The following is a 16,956-nucleotide window of genomic DNA, read 5'->3' on the forward strand; positions in this document are numbered from 1 at the left end:
TGAGGCGTTACATCAAAAAAAGAAACTTCATGACTCAAAACGATAATTGGCGAGAAACCACTCTAGGGGAAGTGCTCACTTTACAGCGGGGATTCGACCTTCCGGAAGCCGAGCGTGATGTCGGTCCTTATCCCATCGTAGCCTCAACGGGGTTAGTTGGGACGCACAGTCATGCAATGGTGAATGGTCCGGGTGTTGTTATTGGACGATCAGGAAGCCTCGGTGGTGGCCAATTTATAAAAGAAGACTTCTGGCCACTTAACACTACTCTGTGGGTTAAAGATTTTAAGTGTAATGATCCACAATTCTGCTATTTTCTACTGAAATCACTCGATCTTGCGCAATTCAATGTTGGTAGTGGCGTACCGACCCTGAATCGAAACCACATTCATCCACTCCCTATATCTATCCCTTCTGGCATTACCGAACAACGTCGCATCGCCCACGTCCTGGGCACGCTGGACCACAAGATCGAGAACAACCGCAAGGCGGCGAAGACCCTGGAAGCCATGGCGCAGGCCATATTCAAGTCGTGGTTCGTGGACTTCGACCCGGTACGCGCCAAGATGGCCGGGGAATCGCGGGAAAGTATCTGCAAGCGGCTGAAGATCACCCCAGAGATTCTGGACCTGTTCCCGGATAGGCTGGTGGACTCGGAATTGGGGGAAATTCCAGAGGGTTGGCGCGTTGGAACTTTTGGGGATTATGCAGATATAGTTGGTGGAAGTACACCGAGCACCAGCAATCCTGATTATTGGCGTTCTGGACTTTACAGTTGGGCTACACCGAAGGACCTGGCTGGCTTGAAGATGCCCGTCTTGCTTGCTACAGAAAACAAAATTACTGAAGCAGGACTACAGCAGATTAGCTCACGCCTGCTTCCCGTTGGTACTGTCCTGCTCTCATCCCGTGCGCCAATCGGCTATCTTGCTATCACCGATATACCAATAGCAATAAATCAAGGATTCGTTGCACTGAAACCACACAACTGCGAAGACAATATTTTTCTCGTGCTGCTCATCAAGAACAACATGGAAGAGATAATTAGTAGAGCAAATGGATCTACATTCCTAGAAATAAGCAAATCAAAGCTAAGGCCAATTCCAGTGTTACATCCCGATGATATGGTTAGGAATATATTTGCAAAAGTAGTCCTTCCGCTGTATCGATATATCATATCTATGGAAAAATCAAACCTTTTCCTGTCAGAATTACGCGATACATTACTACCAGAACTAATTTCGGGAAAGTTTCGTATCAATCATTCTGATAACACACAAAAATCAGAGGCATTAAAACATGATCAAGAGGCTGTAATGTCTAGCCAAAGAAAGCGACACAATATCGCCAGAGGCGCGATATGAGTCTATTAGGATGGGCAACGGTAGCGTTGGCAGGTGCAACGACGGTCTCTGTTGTTTTCACGGCGTGGATGGCTGCAAAGACTTCGGCGTTAGCGAAGTTTAATCAGCAAATTATTGAGCAAAACGAACGACACCACACGGATGAGGTGCAGAACAATATTGATAACCAGCGGCCAGTTGTTATTCTTGATGCAGAACTCAATCCTGAAATTCGAGAAAACAGAAATATTTTCGATCTGATCGCCCATGATCATTGGCGAGCGTACTATTCGGGGGCGCAGGGTAACGTTACCGTACTGGCTATAGCGTGTGAAATAAAGAATGTAGGCAAGGGCATCGCGCTAAACCCAACCATCCTGATCCGGTTTGAGAACAATAGTGGAAAAGAACTGATTTCTGAGTTTTCACCACTCGCTGTCGGTGCTTCTCGGCAACTAGAAATTGCTGCATTTCACACTGGAAACAATAGCTATTTTCTTGACCCACACCAGAATTTCAAGACAGATGAATATCAGAATTTACCCAGCCAAACCTGGGATATATTCATTAGGTATTACGATATCTACGGTAATGTCTATTATACCAGACATCCAAAAGATCCGAATCAAAGATGGGTCAACATTGGTGAGCGCGGTGAGGATATTCCACCTGGAAAGTCAAAGGAACAAATTGCATCAGAACTGGCTCTATTAAAAGCCCTGGGATCAAGTAAGGTAATATCGTCGGGGGCTAAGGGATGACCGCCCTCAACGAATCCACCATCGAACACCACGCCATAGCCCTGTTCCAGGAACTGGGCTACGCCTACGCCCACGGCCCCGACATCGGCCCGGACAGTGACCATCCTGAACGCGCCGACTACACCGACGCCCTGCTGCTGGAACGCCTGCGCACCGCGATTCACGCCCTGAATCCCGCCGTTCCCAAAGACATCCGCGACGAAGCCCTGCGCATGGTGCGGGATGCCGTCCACGGCGGCTTGATGACTCAGAATAACCTCATCCAGCGCATGCTGGTGGAAGGCGTGCGGGTGGCGCATCAGGTGGACGGCGAGGAACGCGGCATCATCGTCCGCCTGCTCGATGATGAACACCCCGAAAAGAACGATTTTCTGGTGGTCAACCAGTACACCGTCATCCACGACCGCATCAACCGCCGTGCCGATCTGGTGGTCTTTATCAATGGCATGCCCCTGGGCCTCTTTGAACTCAAAAACATGGCCGACGCCAACGCCACCATCCACAAGGCATGGAATCAGCTACAGACCTATCAGGCGGATATCCCCAACCTCATGGCCTACAACGCCGTGCTGGTCATCAGCGATGGCCTCAAGGCCGCCATGGGCTGTTTGGGTGCCCCTTACGAACGCTTCCTGCCCTGGAAGACCATCGACGGGCAGGAACTCATGGACCGGGGGGATGACCCTCTGCGCTTTCTGATTCACGGCATCTTTGCACCCCGCCGCTTTCTGGACCTGCTGCGGCACTTCGTCGCCTTTGAAGACGATGGCCGCAAGCTCAGCAAAAAGGTGGCCGCCTATCATCAGTTCCACGCCGCCCAGAAGGCCCTGCTGACCACGCTCGCGGCGGCAGGCATCGGCGGCGACCGCCGGGGTGGTGTGGTCTGGCATACCCAGGGGTCCGGCAAGAGCCTCACCATGCTCTTTTTCGCGGGCATGCTCATCCAGCATCCGGCTCTGGAAAACCCCACCATCGTCATGCTCACCGACCGCACGAACCTGGACACCCAGTTGTTCGACACCTTTGCGGCGGGCAGCCAGCTTTTACGGCAAGACCCGCAACAGGCCGACAGCGTCAGTGATCTTCGGGAACTGCTGCAAAGGGCGTCCGGTGGGGTGATCTTCAGCACCATCCAGAAATTCCAGAAAGACCGCAACGAACCCCAGGGCAAGCACCCGGTATTGTCCGACCGAAAGAACATCATCGTCATGGTGGACGAGGCCCAGCGCAGCCAGTACGAGATTCTGGATGGTTACGCCGCCAACCTGCGGGCGGCATTGCCCAACGCCACCTTCGTGGCCTTCACCGGCACCCCGCTGGAACTGGACGACCGGGACACCCGCGTGGTGTTCGGTGATTACATCGACATCTACGACATCCAGCGGGCCGTGGAAGATGGTGCCACCGTCCCGATTTATTACGAAAGCCGCTTGGTGCGCCTCAACCTGCCGGAAGACCAGCGACCCGTCATCGACAGCACCTTTGAGGCAATCACCGAAGACGACGAGCAGGAAAACAAGGAACGCCTCAAAACCCGCTGGGCGCAACTGGAAGCCCTGGTGGGCGCCCCCAAGCGGGTCGAACAGATTGCCGCCGATCTGCTGGACCATTGGGAAAAGCGCAAAAATATCCTGTCCGGCAAGGCCATGATCGTTGCCATGAGCCGCCGCATCGCCGTGGAACTCTATGATGCCATCGTCCGTATCTATCCCGACTGGCACAGCGACGACGACACCCGAGGCCGCATCAAGGTGGTGATGACCGGTTCGGCCAGTGATCCGCTGGAATGGAAGCCGCACATCCGCAGCAAGGCGGGCAATGAAGCCATAGCCGACCGCCTCAAAGACCCGGATGATCCTCTGGAAATCGTCATCGTGCGGGACATGTGGCTGACCGGCTTCGACGCCCCGGCCCTCAACACCCTCTATGTGGACAAGCCCATGCGCGGGCACACGCTCATGCAGGCCATCGCCCGCGTCAACCGGGTATTCACCAACAAGTCCGGTGGGCTGGTGGTGGACTACATTGGCATCGCCCAGGACCTGAAAAACGCCATCGCCACCTACACCCGTTCCGGCGGCAAGGGGAATCCGGCGGAAACCGTGCAGGCCGCCATCCAGGTGCTGCTGGAAAAGCTGGACATCTGCCGCAGTATTTTCCACGGCTGTGACTATCAGGATTATCTGACCGGCGACGGGTCGGAAAAGGTGGCCACCCTGCGCAATGGCACCGAATTCATTCTGTCCCAGGAACTCACGGAAGACGGCCTCAAACGCCGTTTCCGCAATGCCACATCGGGGCTCAGAAAGGCCGCTACGTTGGCGGCGGGCGATGACGTGGTAGAGCGCTGCCGCTCGGAAATCGTCTTTTTCCTGAGTGTCCGCGCTACCCTGGACAAGACCAGCGACGCGGAATCCCTGGTGGAAGAGCAGGAATACGCCATTCGCCAGTTGATCGACCAGTCCATCGCCCCGGAAGGCGTGGTGGACCTCTATGCCGTGGCGGGGCTACCCAAAAGCGAAATATCCCTGTTGCCCGATGAATTCATCCACCAGATCGAGGCCATGCCCGAAAAGAATTTGGCCCTGGAAATGTTGCGCCGTTTGTTGCAGGACAAGGTCCGCAAGGAAGGCAAGGGCAACCTGATCCAGAGCAAAGCCTTCTCGGAACGGCTGGAAGAAGCCCTGCGCAAGTACCATAACCGGTCGGTGGATACCGTCGAGGTGATGCAGGAACTCATCGAACTGGCGAAGGCATTGCGGGCCATGGATGAACGCCATGCCCAACTAGGGCTTAGCAAGGATGAAGTCGCCTTCTACGATGCCCTGGCGACCAACGATTCCGCCGTGCAGGCCATGGGCGACGATGCCCTGAAAATGATCGCCAAGGAAGTGGCCGACACCGTGCGCCAGAACACCCGCATCGACTGGTCCATCCGGGAACAGGCGCGGGCGCATCTGCGAAGGATGGTGAAGCGGGTTTTACGGAAACATGGTTATCCGCCCGACATGCAGGAAGGGGCGGTGAATATGGTTATTGAACAGGCTGAGGGGTTGGTGTCTTGATTGAGAACGAGTCGCTCAATAAGTGTCGTCATAATTCCTGCCCGTTTCTGCTGGCCATGGACTTTAGCATCCGACCAATGACCGGATTAGGCTGATTGCAGACATTCACCAACGGAAAGCAAATGACACCATCCGACCCATAGCGGCCAGTCAGGTATCGGTGACACCATGTCTGCTCCAGCCCCGACAGCAGCCGTTCAACGTTGCGATAACCGGCGTTTGACGGCGGCGGGTCTGAGCGGTAGCGAAGGTGCGGCGTGGCCAAGGGTCCACGTTGATCGCCTTGTTCGGAGATTAGGACTTGGGACGGGCCGGGGAGAAAAGTAGGGTTGCCATCAAATCACGGAGTTAACAACCCAGCCTGCTTGATCAGCGCATCATTTAGTTTCAAGAGCTTAGAGACATCGTAGCTACCGTTTCGCAGCAGATCGTCGGACTGATCATAGAAATGCTTTGAATAGGAATCTTTGTAATCCAACACCCCATGCCATGCGCCGATGTCCTTTTTGAAGTTGCTCCATGTGACTTGGGGGGGCGGATATTGATCCAAACGAAGGTCGAGATAGCATTCAATCGCGGCGGCTCGTCCATTGATATCAGAAACGCTAACGCCCTCTGGGCCGAGGGTCGCGAATTCTCTAAAGTCTTCAAGATCGGGTAAGAGCATCGCACGCATATTGCCAGGTAGTGTCAGTTTTTCGAGCTTTCGATAAGCGTCAACGCCCTCCGCGTCGTTGTCGAAAACGAATAAGACCTGATTGAGAACGTCAATTCGCAAAAGCCCTTCTGCGAATTTGACGAGATTGCCGGTTCCCCAGAAATGATGGCGTTCATTGACATCCACGAAATTGAAAAAATCGGCCACGTCCGGGCGTAGGATATCGAGCGACCGTCGAATGATGCGTGCGTCGGATACTCCCTCGGTTGCGATCAGAACCTTTTGCTTTTGCCGCGCACCTGGCAGGAACGCCTCACGTTGAACCCACCCGGCATAGACAATAGAGCCAAAGGCCCATGTGACCTCCACTTCAGCATTGGCTGCATTCAGGGCAAAGACTCGAAGCATCGACTCCGCGCTCAGAATGCAAACTCTCGCGGAGAGGAAGCTGGTTTCGGACCAATAAGAATCAGAGTTGTCGGTCCATGGAATCCGATCAAATTCGTCGATATCGGCGGCAAACCGTCCCTGTGATAGCATGTCTCGGTCTGGCGTTTCGTACTCGATATAACCGCTCTTCAGATCGCTTAGCGGATAGCGGCAGACTAGATTGCAGAATTCTTCAAACGAGAGATACTCGTATTTCTTCTCTTCTAGCTCGCTATAGCTATCCAGCTCTACCGCTTCCGCGACTACCGCTTGATATTCGGCGCGTGCGGCTTCAAGTGTGAAGCCGAGTATCTCAAGACGAGGCAAGATGCGAGAAAGTGTTCTAGCAAAAAGTTCCTCGGCTTCGTCAAGCTCCCCCATTTCTTCAGGATGTTCTTCGTAAGAACCATAAGCTATTGGGTCCATATTGCGGCCAAATAGATCACCTTCCTGAAACAAGAATCCGTAATCTATCCCCATGTGGTTTTTGGAATACGATAGGGACACGTTACCAATGCAGAGCTCTATGGAAGTTCCCATTTAGTAAGCGCTCCAGCCAAAATTTGAATTTTTCAGCCCATGGTTCATATGGTTAGTGATGCCTAACGCCGAGCTAAATGGCGCAATTGGAGCGCAGCGTAACTTGCGTCCATTTTGAGCGCTGTGTTAGGCGTACCACATGACCTTCCATAATACTTGTGATTATTCTTCATTTGGCGAATTTAATGTAAGTACTCCCCCATTATGGTTATAAGCTAGACGGTCGGCTAACGATGCACAATGATCAAATTCATTGTTTTGACCTTCGGTATCTTCAATTTTCCAACGATGAGTGATCAAATCTTTTCCAATTAAATCAATATCTTCTTTTGTGAGTGTAATTTTCATAATTCATGTTCCTTTGATTTGTGCGTTTATGCCTAACAGTAACTATAGAGACCGACGGGTCCGGAAATTCTTTCAATATAGAGACGTGAATCGCCACCAATGCTGTAGACACAAGAGAGCGTCCTACACCCTTAGACCGACAAACCTAATGTCCGTTCTCAGAGAGGAAGCAGACAGCCAAGCTGAACATCAAAGAGCCCGCTCTTGGCCGATAGTAGCTCTTCCCATGCCGCCTGTGAAGGACCGCTCTCGCTGCGTTGCTGTCGCTCGTAGCCGCAGGGCGAATGTCGGTAACAGGTCGAGAGTTCGCATTCCTCAAGCAGTCGCTCGGAAAATCCAAACTCTCTCTGCCATACCGTTCTCCACCCGATTTTGCCCAAAACGGCATAGCGGCAGGGCGCGGCTTGCCAACCAGTCCTTGCATACACAGGCATTTCTCCATTGCCGTCTCATGAGGCCGGGTCAACCACTTTTTGCATATAACCTTTTATTCTATAGGGCATCTGGGCTTTTTAATCTCTGGCTGAGCTTGCTGGCCACGCTGGTGGGTGGTTTTTATCCCGATCTTTGGCTTGTGGAGCAGGCGAAGCGGCGGGGACGGCTGATTCTCAAGGAGCTACCCGTTTATCTCGACTTTATCACCCTGATGATTGAAGGCGGGCTGAATTTGACGGGCGCCTTGCAGGTGGCGGTGGACAAGGGGCCGCTGGGACCGCTGCGCAATGAGTTTGGCATTATGATCCGCGATTTGCGCGCGGGGACGCCGAAGATCGATATTTTCCGACGCTTTGGGGAGCGGGTTCCGTTGCCGGAAGTGCGGAGCCTGGTCAGTGCCCTGATTCAATCGGAAGCGCGGGGTGGTGATCTGGGACCGGTATTGCGGGCGCAAGCGGAACAACGACGTGAGGAGCGTTTCCTGCGCGCCGAAAAGCTGGCGTTGGAGGCACCAGTCAAGTTACTGGCCCCACTGGTCGTCTTCATTTTCCCCATTACTTTTTTGATGCTGGCTTTTGTCATCTATATGAAATTTCTTCAGGAAGTCGGTTTTTGAAACCGGCAGGGATGATTTGCCGTGATGGTCAGGTGCTCTGGTCTGAGGTGCAGATGGCGGGCAGTTTTCTCGACCGTTTGCAGGGCTTGCTGGGCAAGACCGGGTTTTCTGATCAGCAGGGGTTGTTGTTGACTGCCTGTGGAAGTGTACACACCGTGGGCATGCGTTTCCCCATCGATGTCATTTTCCTGGATGCCGAGCTGAGGATATTGGCTTGTCACCCAGAGCTCAGCGCATGGCGCATGAAATCCTGCCGGGGTGCCTACATGACGCTGGAGGTGGCGGCAGGCGGTGTTGCGCGTCACGGGGTGGTTCCCGGACAGCGTTTGAGGTGGCGGACAGCATAATCACGGTCTTGACCATTTTAATTAGCCAGACTAGACTAACTCCACTTTATGGAGAATACGATGCAGTCTGTCAATATGTTACAAGCCAAGTCCTCTCTGTCCCGCCTGGTGGAAGCCATCGAGCAAGGACAGGAGCGCGAGATCGTGATCGCCAGGAATGGCCGTCCCGCCGCCAAGTTGGTGCCGATAGATACGGTCCTGTCTGGAAAGCGGATTGGCGTGGCGAAAGGCCGGTTCGTTGTGCCCGACAGTATCGATGCGCATAACGATGCCGTGGCGCGCTTATTCATGGGCGAGGTGCAGTCCTGAACTTGCTGCTGGATACGCATGTTGCCCTGTGGGCCATCACGGACAGTCCGAATTTGCCCCAGAAGGCGCGTGACATGATTCAGTCGCCCAGAACGACCGTTTGGGTCAGCGCGGCGAACGTCTGGGAAATTGCGATCAAGCATGCATTGGGGCGAGGCGATATGCCCGTATCAAGCCAAGACGCGGTGCGCTATTTTCAGGAGTCGGGTTATCGCTTTCTTCCTGTCGAGGCAGAGCACGCGGTTGCCGTGGAAGATCTGCCCGCGCACCATCAAAACCCATTTGACCGCATTCTTGTGGCACAAGCGCTCGTGGAACCGATGCGGTTAATGACCCACGACCCGCTGGTGGCACTTTACAGCGATACAATCATTAAAGTTTAACCAGAGCTGCAGGTGTGGGCATCGGGCAGACCACAAGTGTTAACAAGCGATAGGGTTTCATCCCGACTGGCCGGGTCAGGCTAAAATCGGTCATTCGCATTCGCATATGAAGATTCCACAGAGGCCAGCTGTCTGATACGCTGGAGCCATACCTGCCATGGCTCACAACGGAGCACCGATCCCGTTATGCAGAACAGTCAATCTCGAGAAGGTCTACCAAGATCACTTCATTCGCTCTTACACCATGTTACTTTTCGACAATTGCAGATATTTATGGCAGTTAGTCGTCATAAAAGTTTCACCAAAGCTGCAGATGAATTATTTCTGGCTCAACCCACTATTTCTCTCCAAATGAAGAAATTGGTAGAGGCTGTAGGCCTTCCATTATTTGAACAGATCGGGAAAGAAATTCGGCCAACTGATGGTGGGCAGGATCTTTATGCTGCTTGTCGTGACTTATTCCGCATTTTTGAGAATCTTGAAACACAGATCGCAGATCGAAAAGGAATCCGACGGGGTAAGCTGCGGCTAGGCGTTGTCACTACGGCCAAATATATTGCCCCAGAGTTGCTCGCCGCCTTTGGGGAAAAGTTTCCAGGCATTGAGTTCAGTATGAAGGTCAGCAATCGAGATGAGATCATCCAACGCATCAAGAATACTGAAGATGATCTCTACGTCATGGGCCAAGTGCCTACGGGTGAAGTGGATGTGGAGGCCATTCCCTTTGCGTGGAATCCACTCACAGTCATGGCACCCCGTGGCCACCCCCTTACGATGGCGGAAAAGCCCGTGCCACTTCATGCTGTCGCGGAAACTCCTTTTCTCATTCGGGAGCCTGGTTCCGGGACTCGCCACGCTTACTTGCGCCTTTTTGCTGAAAAAGGCCTAAAACCCAATGTAGCCATGGAGCTGAGTAGCAACGAGGCGATTAAACATGCAGTGGCCAGTGGTTTGGGGATATCCATCCTTTCCATTCATTCTCTTGCGTTGGAGGGAACCAAAGGACCTATAGAAATCCTTGAAGTGGAAGATTTTCCTATTCTGCGAAAATGGTATCTGGTCTATCCTCGCGGCAGATTTTTGTCGCTGACCGCTCAAAAGTTTGTGGAGTTCTCCGCATCGCAAGAGCAGTTTATTACAGACCGGCTCGTGAAGTTGTGGCCAGACTTGGCCAAATACCTCTGATACCACCGCACACGAACCCCCCAAGTGGGGCTGATCACCTTCTGGTCAAGCATGGCATTTATAATAATAAATAGGTATGATTTATAAATGCAATTTGAATAAATCCTATCGCGGCGTTACAGTCCTTCCCGGTCCTTTCATCCGAGGAGGCAGCAATGAATACCATAATTTCTATACCGTGGCTTACGGGCACATTTCTGGCGTTGATGCCGGCAGGGCTCCTCGTAGCGGCGTTGCCCGCCGTGCGGGCGACCCGCCATTCAGCCTTGGGTACCCGTTACCGTGTTCGCTGGGCAGCGATTGGGGCGCTGTTGGCGGCCCTGGCTGGCGATATCAGCTTTTTTATGGGCGTACAAGGCGGTCTTGAAATCGCAACGCTGCCCCTTCCAGGCTTGTCTTTTGATTTCCCTTTTTCCATTGCAGTCAACGGGTTGACGTTGGTATTGGCCACACTTGTTTCCTTTGTCATTCTCATGATTGCCCAATACAGTGTGGAGTACCTGGATGGTGATCCCCATCAGGCCCGTTTTTTTCGCCTGTTGGCGTTCACCGGGGGCTTTTTCCTATTGGTGGTGGTTTCGGGGAACATCGGGTTATTCACGCTCGGGATTATTGCCACAGGCTTTAGCCTGCACAAGCTCCTCAAGTTCTATAGCGAACGGCCCAAAGCCATTATGGCGGCCCACAAGAAGTCTATCTTTAGCCGTACGGCGGACTTTTTTTTGGTGGCGGCCACCGTGCTGATCGGTCAACAGGTCGGGAGCCTTCAGTTCAGCGCTATTCGGCACTTCGCTGAGCAAGCTGGGAATATGCCCTCAGTCTTGCAACTGGCCGCTTGGTTGATTGTTGGTGCGGTCATTTTGAAAAGTGCCCACTTTCCTTTTCAGGGCTGGTTGATACAAGTCATGGAAGCACCCACGCCTGTCTCGGCTCTGATGCACGCCGGGGTCGTTTACAGTGGCGCAATTATTGCCCTGCGTACCAGCCCCCTTTTGGTCCGAGTCCCGGATGCGCTGCTTTTCTTGGGACTGGTTGGCCTGGCAACCGTCGTTATCGCCTCGTTGGTTATGACCACGCAAACGGCGGTCAAATCCATGTTGGCATGGTCGACCACAGCCCAGCTGGGCTTCATGTCACTGGAGTTGGGGCTCGGTCTTTTCCCCTTGGCTTTGTTGCACTTAATTGGGCACTCCTTGTACAAGGCCCACGCATTCCTTTCTTCAGGTAGCGTCACGGACCAACTGCGGCAGGTACCGCCTGGAGGAAAGAAGATTCCCTCTATGACCTCGTGGTTGGCGGCGATCATCTTTGGGCTAGTTATCTCTGGGGGCGGAGCCTGGGCTTTTGCGGAAAATCCACTACGAGATCCTACCTGGATCGCCTTGGTGGTGATCGTGGCCGTGGCAGTGTCGCAAATTTTGGTGAAAGGCTTTCAGTTTGCTGCACTGCCTGATCGCTTTGTAGCACTGCTGGTGGCTGCAAGCATGGGATTCACCTACCTGATTCTGCACACGCTATTCGTCTGGGGTTTTACGTCAGATATGACCAGATCCATGGTGTCCGTCAGCACCCTGTATCTGTGGCTCGTGGGACTGGCGGCAGTGAGTTTTCTGATCTTGAGTTGGCTGCAGGGTCCGGGCCGAGCACTGCTGCCCCAAAAACTCCAACTGGTCCTTTTTACGCATCTATACAATGGGCTATATGCAGATGTTTGGGTTGAACAATTCTCGCATCGGTTTTGGTCAGAAAGAGTGGGTGTGGAGTTGCCACGCAAAAATCTCGCTGTGGAATCGCTTCAATCTATTGCTCGTAATCAAGATGTTATAGGTCATTCCGGAGGTGTCCAATGAGTACAGTAGCCGCAGAAAACGCACAGCAACTTTTTGATCGGGTGATTCACCGGATTGCGCCGGTATGGCCGCTGGACAGCTTTGTGGCTGTCAATCCCTACTGGGGCTTCGCGGACCGGTCCTTCTCCGAGGTGGCTGCGCAACTGCAGGGGACGGTCGGAGAGCGGGTTATCATGGATCGGCGCTGGTACGCTGATCTTCTCCAAAATGGCAAGCTCAACATGGTCGACATCCTTCAAGCGACGGAGGATCTTGGTCTGTATATCGATGAGGAGGGCTGGAGAGAGTATCTCCGTGAATCTTCTGAGTTACCCATGCGTTTGCCGCGTTTGCCGGAGCTGATGGATCTCCGTGGCCACGCCTCAGTTTCCCAATACGTGGTGGAGCAGATCAGCCACTTTCTTGCGGCGTATTATGATCGGGGGCAGTCGTTGTGGTCTATTCCCAAGGATCCCAAGATCGGCCTCTTTGGATCTTGGCGTCAATACACCCTCGCTGACCGAAGTCTTGGCCCTATGGGCCTCAGGCCCGTGCGGTCACAACTTCTCGCATTGTCTTCCAATGGTGCAGAGGCCAGGCAGTGGGCGTTACGAACGGTAGGGATCCCCCAGCCTGCGGAGGAGGCCTATCTCTTAGTGCTTCTCAAATCCATCGGTGGCTGGGCCAGCTGGTGCAGGTATCTGCTGTGGCAGGCAGAGTTACAGGGAGGTAGTGATGAGGATCTGCTTGATCTTTTGACGATCCGCATGGTTTGGGAGGCGCTCTTACGGCAAACGGCTCAGTCGAAGGTGTTGGAACGCTGGCATCGCCAAATCCAGGCTTGGATCATCGATGATAAAAGTGCGGATATGGAGGACGCCCGACGTGGAGAGGTGCTCCTGCGCGCCTCTGAAATCGCCTACCGTCGACAAGTAGCGACCAGCATCCGCCGCCAACCGGCAAAGAAAAAGAATTCAACAGCCCCTTTGGTACAGGCTGCTTTTTGTATTGACGTTCGTTCCGAGGTGTTCCGTCGCCACCTGGAAGGCGTTATGCCAACCCTTGATACCATCGGCTTCGCGGGATTTTTTGGTGTGCTGTTGGATTATCGCCGACAGGGGGATTATGCCCCAAGAACCCAAACGCCGGTTCTTCTCAATCCCGGGGTACATGTGATGGAACAGGGGGCCAAGGCCATCATCGAGCGACGATTCCGGCGGCTACGAAGGGGGGCGGAGTGGAAGCATTTCAAGCTTTCGGCGGCTTCTTGTTTTTCTTTTGTCGAAACGGCTGGTCTGTCGTATGTGGGCCGCCTTTTGGCGGACACCATGGGATGGCACCGACCTTCCATTCCTCCCGACGAAGCAGGGCTTTCGGCAGCGGAACGGGCCACGTTACAGTGTGTCCTGCCGGAATCCCTAACCCTGCAGGAACGTGTGGCCATGGCGGAATTCATTCTCACCGGTTTGGGTCTGAACCGCGGTGTGGCTCCCATCGTTCTCCTGGCCGGCCACGGAAGTTCCAACACCAATAACCCGCACCGGGCAGGACTGGACTGTGGCGCATGCGCCGGGCAGACCGGAGAGGTGAATGCAAAGGCGGCCGCCGGCCTCCTCAATGATCCACAGGTGCGTAAGGCTCTGGTAGACAAAGGCTGGGATCTGGATCCACGCTGTTGCTTCCTGCCCGCACTCCACGACACGACAACTGATCGGGTCGAAATCCTGGGTGGGATGGATGATCCCCGCTTGGATGCTGGACTCCTCGCCGAGTTGCGAGAAGCTTTGGAAAAGGCGGCCAATCTCACCCGCTTGGAAAGGATGTTGCGTCTGGAGCCCGATCTACGGGATCCGGAGACAGTGGCTCGAAACATGGCCTATCGCGGACGAGATTGGTCTCAGGTGCGTCCAGAATGGGCTTTGGCGGGGAACGCTGCTTTTATTGCCGCGCCTCGTTGGCGTACCCGCGAGATGAATCTTGCCGGCCGAGCGTTCCTCCACGACTACGATGTAGAGAAGGATCCGGACTTTGCGGTTTTAACCCTGATCATGACCGCGCCTCTAGTGGTGGCCAACTGGATCAACATGCAGTACTACGGCTCCATTGTCGATAACCAACGGCAAGGTTGTGGTAACAAGGTATTGCACAACGTGGTTGGCGGAACCATTGGTGTCCTGGAGGGTAACGGGGGTGACCTGCGCATTGGGCTGTCGGAGCAGTCCCTACGGGATAGTAACAGCGGGTTACAACACGAGCCTCTGCGATTATCTGCCTTTATTGAAGCACCCATAGAAGCCATGGATCGCATCATTGATGGTAACGGAGCCCTTGGCCAGTTAGTGAACAACCGCTGGCTAACAGTCATCCAAATCGCCCCCGACGGCAGTCTTTTTGAACGGCGGGCCGCAGGAAACTGGGTAAAGATGTAGTGGAGACCCCGACTGCTTTTCTCATATGGAGAGAATACATCATGGACACAATCAACGAAGAAGTCCGGTCAGAAATCGAACAGATCGCTTCCGGCAAACTGAGTACCAAGGATCATCTTTCCAGTGTAGTCACCCGCCAAAGGGAACGACTCATGCAACTGCTGTACGCGCCCATGCAAAGGATAGCGGCACTAACCAGCCAGACAACACACGCAAGTGAACAACCTCTGGGATATCGATCCTCCTTGGATGCTCTCCTGATGGAGGTCTTTCCCTCAGTTCCCTATGCAAAATACTTGTATATTATGGATCGTAACGGTGTGCAGTTCAGCTCCAGCATGAGTCGTGAAGGACTGATTGTGGAACATTTTGGACGAGACCGATCAGACCGACCGTATATGCGGGAAGCGTTATCCGTGGCCAACTTTCTGGACAGAAACCGGGAGACATGTTATCAACAATGGCCCTATTTAGGAGATCACACTCAGGCCGTTGATTTCCTGCTTTGCGAAGCTTATATCAGTCAAAACGCGCTTCGTCCATCCATGACAGCCATATGCTTCCTGCGGGATCCTCAAGGAATCCACATCGGCTTCCTCGGTGCAGATTTCGCCCTGCGGGATTTACCCCCTATTGAAGGATTGTATGAAGACAAGCGCAGATCATGGCACTTCTCGCCGACAAACCAAAGGGACCAAGTACGGCAAATCAGCCGCTTAGACCGGGAGATTTATACAGTCATTAGCGTCTTGGAAGAACTGATCACCTTTCGAGGTGTGTATCATTTCAAAATCCACTTTTCGAGCAGCCAAACGGTAGTGTGGCAGATGGATGACCCTTATCGCTATCGAATTATTGGAGTTACCGACCTGCTGGATCCTGACAGCTGTCTTGCCTATCCAAACCGCTCGTATCCAGAGCAGGCCATAATTCAGCCGAGAGATATCCGCTTGGTCCTAGAACGAATGGAAGCATTGCGTAGAAGCGATAATCCCATCTACCTGCGCTCCTGTTCCCTGAATATCTTCAATGGGATGGTTGGAACCAGCTTTTCATCAGATGGATCCTACTATATTCCGTATGATGATTTTTTGAAAGCCGATTGCTTCGGCTAACTATTTACTGGCAAGGATAAAAACATCTGCCGACATTGCGGAGTGTTTCTGGCCCAGTCCACTTGCCAGATCTTAAGACGTGCTAATCACGTATCTACGGTTATTACGGGCGGGCAAGATACCGTTGGTCTGCGAGTACCTAATCACCCTGTTGCTTTGGAGTTGCTTCGCCATCGACTATATTCTGGCTTGATAAATTAAAACAAGAGGGTAATATTTATGTCCAGAGCATTGCTATTGAGATTGATTATCGCTTTTTTTGGGCTGATTTTCATTCTTCTAACCTTGTGGGCTGGAAGTCGGTACCATTTAAGATTTTCAATAACGTTGGTCGTTATGCTCGCCTTCGCGTTGGCCACATTTCTTGCAGAAATAATCATTGTGATTGATAATCTAGAAAAAAGAATTAAGCTTTCATTTCCATCTTTGGAGCTTTCTCCTGCTGAGCAGGCATCGGTAAATGAAACTCTGAGTATCTATAACAGGCTGAAGAAACAACACTCGGTGGTATCCACTAGAATCGCCCTCTTGGAATTTGATAATATTCATAAGATGCTAAAATGTGCAGAACGTGGTTCCGACTATATATTTCATGATATATATCTGGCATCAATGGTCCTTCTGGGCTCGTTAGAACCTGGTCAGACATTCAAAGTGGTGAGTAATTTGACAAAGAGGTTCTATTGGAAAACGGGGAAACATGGATCTGAGCATTCAGAGCTAAACTTTCGCCAGGCTCGCAAGGGGGTAATAATTGAAAGAATCTTTGTTTTAAGTACGGAAAATGAACTTGGCGGGCTTGCAGAAATAATTGAGGAACAGGCGCGAGCCGGAATTCACGTTTATTACATCTTTAAAGAATCCATAGAAAATATTCTGCCTTATGCAAGCTTTGCTATCTCTGAGGATTTATCTTCCGGGATAGTATCTCACAGAGAAGATATTCTCGGGAAAGTTACAGTAACAGCAAATAGCGAGTGGATTATTGATTTGGCCACAAGGTTTGACGAGATAAAAGCGGTTTCGAATGTTCTTTCGGACCAACCGGGTTGAGAGCCCGAGCGTTCGCTTACACTGCCTTTCTGATCTGGAGAGCCAGGATCAAGTGACTCTAATGTGCGGTAGAGTTCGACTGGAACCGTCCCACAACCTCCGTTTCAGGGT

Annotated in this window: 15 protein-coding genes; 13 read left to right on the top strand and 2 right to left on the bottom strand. The window is 52.7% G+C overall.

All coding sequences use genetic code 11. The features are described from left to right. Positions 1-29 precede the first annotated feature (29 nt). From PJU76_RS01500 to PJU76_RS01510, 3 genes are read left to right on the top strand one after another with little or no spacing between them, the layout of a single operon-like run. Positions 30-1,364, top strand: coding sequence for a restriction endonuclease subunit S (locus PJU76_RS01500; protein ID WP_271780186.1), 1,335 nt, complete (start codon positions 30-32; stop codon positions 1,362-1,364). Continuing rightward, entirely contained in the window at positions 1,361-2,104 is a 744-nt protein-coding gene (locus PJU76_RS01505; RefSeq protein ID WP_271780187.1) for a hypothetical protein, read from the top strand. The genes PJU76_RS01500 and PJU76_RS01505 overlap by 4 nt, the downstream gene beginning before the upstream one ends. Beyond that, a complete protein-coding gene (locus PJU76_RS01510) occupies positions 2,101-5,169 on the top strand; it encodes a type I restriction endonuclease subunit R (RefSeq protein ID WP_271780188.1) in 3,069 nt (1,022 codons plus the stop codon). Before PJU76_RS01505 ends, PJU76_RS01510 begins: the two co-directional genes overlap by 4 nt. Before the next feature lie 340 nt (positions 5,170-5,509). On the opposite strand, the gene PJU76_RS01515 is transcribed toward PJU76_RS01510, so the two are convergent. Together PJU76_RS01515 and PJU76_RS01520 are read right to left on the bottom strand one after the other, a co-directional pair. Beyond that, positions 5,510-6,796 (bottom strand): HEPN/Toprim-associated domain-containing protein, encoded by a 1,287-nt coding sequence (locus PJU76_RS01515; protein WP_271780189.1) that lies wholly within the window; start codon positions 6,794-6,796, stop codon positions 5,510-5,512. 162 nt (positions 6,797-6,958) lie between these two features. Then, a complete protein-coding gene (locus PJU76_RS01520; RefSeq protein ID WP_271780190.1) occupies positions 6,959-7,144 on the bottom strand; it encodes a hypothetical protein in 186 nt (61 codons plus the stop codon). Between the two features lie 529 nt (positions 7,145-7,673). On the opposite strand from PJU76_RS01520, the gene PJU76_RS01525 reads away from it, so the two are divergent. The 10 genes from PJU76_RS01525 to PJU76_RS01570 all read left to right on the top strand — a co-directional run bounded on the left by PJU76_RS01525 (position 7,674) and on the right by PJU76_RS01570 (position 16,845). Beyond that, entirely contained in the window at positions 7,674-8,195 is a 522-nt protein-coding gene (locus tag PJU76_RS01525) for a type II secretion system F family protein (protein ID WP_271780191.1), read from the top strand. Then, positions 8,192-8,542, top strand: a complete 351-nt coding sequence (locus PJU76_RS01530; RefSeq protein WP_271780192.1) for a DUF192 domain-containing protein — start codon at positions 8,192-8,194, stop codon at positions 8,540-8,542. Before PJU76_RS01525 ends, PJU76_RS01530 begins: the two co-directional genes overlap by 4 nt. A 60-nt stretch (positions 8,543-8,602) precedes the next feature. Further along, complete coding sequence (locus PJU76_RS01535; protein ID WP_219615933.1) at positions 8,603-8,851, top strand: type II toxin-antitoxin system Phd/YefM family antitoxin; 249 nt, start codon at positions 8,603-8,605, stop codon at positions 8,849-8,851. A gap of 2 nt (positions 8,852-8,853) precedes the next feature. After that, complete coding sequence (locus tag PJU76_RS01540; protein WP_271780193.1) at positions 8,854-9,234, top strand: type II toxin-antitoxin system VapC family toxin; 381 nt, start codon at positions 8,854-8,856, stop codon at positions 9,232-9,234. A 186-nt stretch (positions 9,235-9,420) separates the two neighbouring features. Further along, the gene (locus PJU76_RS01545) at positions 9,421-10,419 is read left to right on the top strand and encodes a LysR family transcriptional regulator (RefSeq protein ID WP_271780194.1); all 999 of its coding nucleotides are present in this window, start codon (positions 9,421-9,423) and stop codon (positions 10,417-10,419) included. Between the two features lie 311 nt (positions 10,420-10,730). Beyond that, positions 10,731-12,269 (top strand): proton-conducting transporter transmembrane domain-containing protein, encoded by a 1,539-nt coding sequence (locus PJU76_RS01550; RefSeq protein WP_271780195.1) that lies wholly within the window; start codon positions 10,731-10,733, stop codon positions 12,267-12,269. Beyond that, a complete protein-coding gene (locus tag PJU76_RS01555; RefSeq protein WP_271780196.1) occupies positions 12,266-14,677 on the top strand; it encodes a YbcC family protein in 2,412 nt (803 codons plus the stop codon). Before PJU76_RS01550 ends, PJU76_RS01555 begins: the two co-directional genes overlap by 4 nt. A gap of 41 nt (positions 14,678-14,718) precedes the next feature. Continuing rightward, positions 14,719-15,792: a hypothetical protein gene (locus PJU76_RS01560; protein ID WP_271780197.1), complete on the top strand. Its 1,074-nt coding sequence runs from the start codon at positions 14,719-14,721 to the stop codon at positions 15,790-15,792. Between the two features lie 42 nt (positions 15,793-15,834). After that, positions 15,835-15,993: a Sua5/YciO/YrdC/YwlC family protein gene (locus PJU76_RS01565; protein WP_271780198.1), complete on the top strand. Its 159-nt coding sequence runs from the start codon at positions 15,835-15,837 to the stop codon at positions 15,991-15,993. Between the two features lie 18 nt (positions 15,994-16,011). After that, complete coding sequence (locus PJU76_RS01570) at positions 16,012-16,845, top strand: hypothetical protein (RefSeq protein WP_271780199.1); 834 nt, start codon at positions 16,012-16,014, stop codon at positions 16,843-16,845. Positions 16,846-16,956: the final 111 nt, after the last annotated feature.

It is taken from the genome of Acidithiobacillus ferriphilus (assembly GCF_028215975.1).
Classification (GTDB): domain Bacteria; phylum Pseudomonadota; class Gammaproteobacteria; order Acidithiobacillales; family Acidithiobacillaceae; genus Acidithiobacillus; species Acidithiobacillus ferriphilus.

Coding starts and splice junctions, on each gene's coding strand:
- PJU76_RS01500 (WP_271780186.1), top strand. CDS start 30: ATGACTCAAAACGATAATTGGCGAGAAACCACTCTAGGGGAAGTGCTC.
- PJU76_RS01505 (WP_271780187.1), top strand. CDS start 1,361: ATGAGTCTATTAGGATGGGCAACGGTAGCGTTGGCAGGTGCAACGACG.
- PJU76_RS01510 (WP_271780188.1), top strand. CDS start 2,101: ATGACCGCCCTCAACGAATCCACCATCGAACACCACGCCATAGCCCTG.
- PJU76_RS01515 (WP_271780189.1), bottom strand. CDS start 6,796: ATGGGAACTTCCATAGAGCTCTGCATTGGTAACGTGTCCCTATCGTAT.
- PJU76_RS01520 (WP_271780190.1), bottom strand. CDS start 7,144: ATGAAAATTACACTCACAAAAGAAGATATTGATTTAATTGGAAAAGAT.
- PJU76_RS01535 (WP_219615933.1), top strand. CDS start 8,603: ATGCAGTCTGTCAATATGTTACAAGCCAAGTCCTCTCTGTCCCGCCTG.
- PJU76_RS01545 (WP_271780194.1), top strand. CDS start 9,421: ATGCAGAACAGTCAATCTCGAGAAGGTCTACCAAGATCACTTCATTCG.
- PJU76_RS01555 (WP_271780196.1), top strand. CDS start 12,266: ATGAGTACAGTAGCCGCAGAAAACGCACAGCAACTTTTTGATCGGGTG.
- PJU76_RS01560 (WP_271780197.1), top strand. CDS start 14,719: ATGGACACAATCAACGAAGAAGTCCGGTCAGAAATCGAACAGATCGCT.
- PJU76_RS01570 (WP_271780199.1), top strand. CDS start 16,012: ATGTCCAGAGCATTGCTATTGAGATTGATTATCGCTTTTTTTGGGCTG.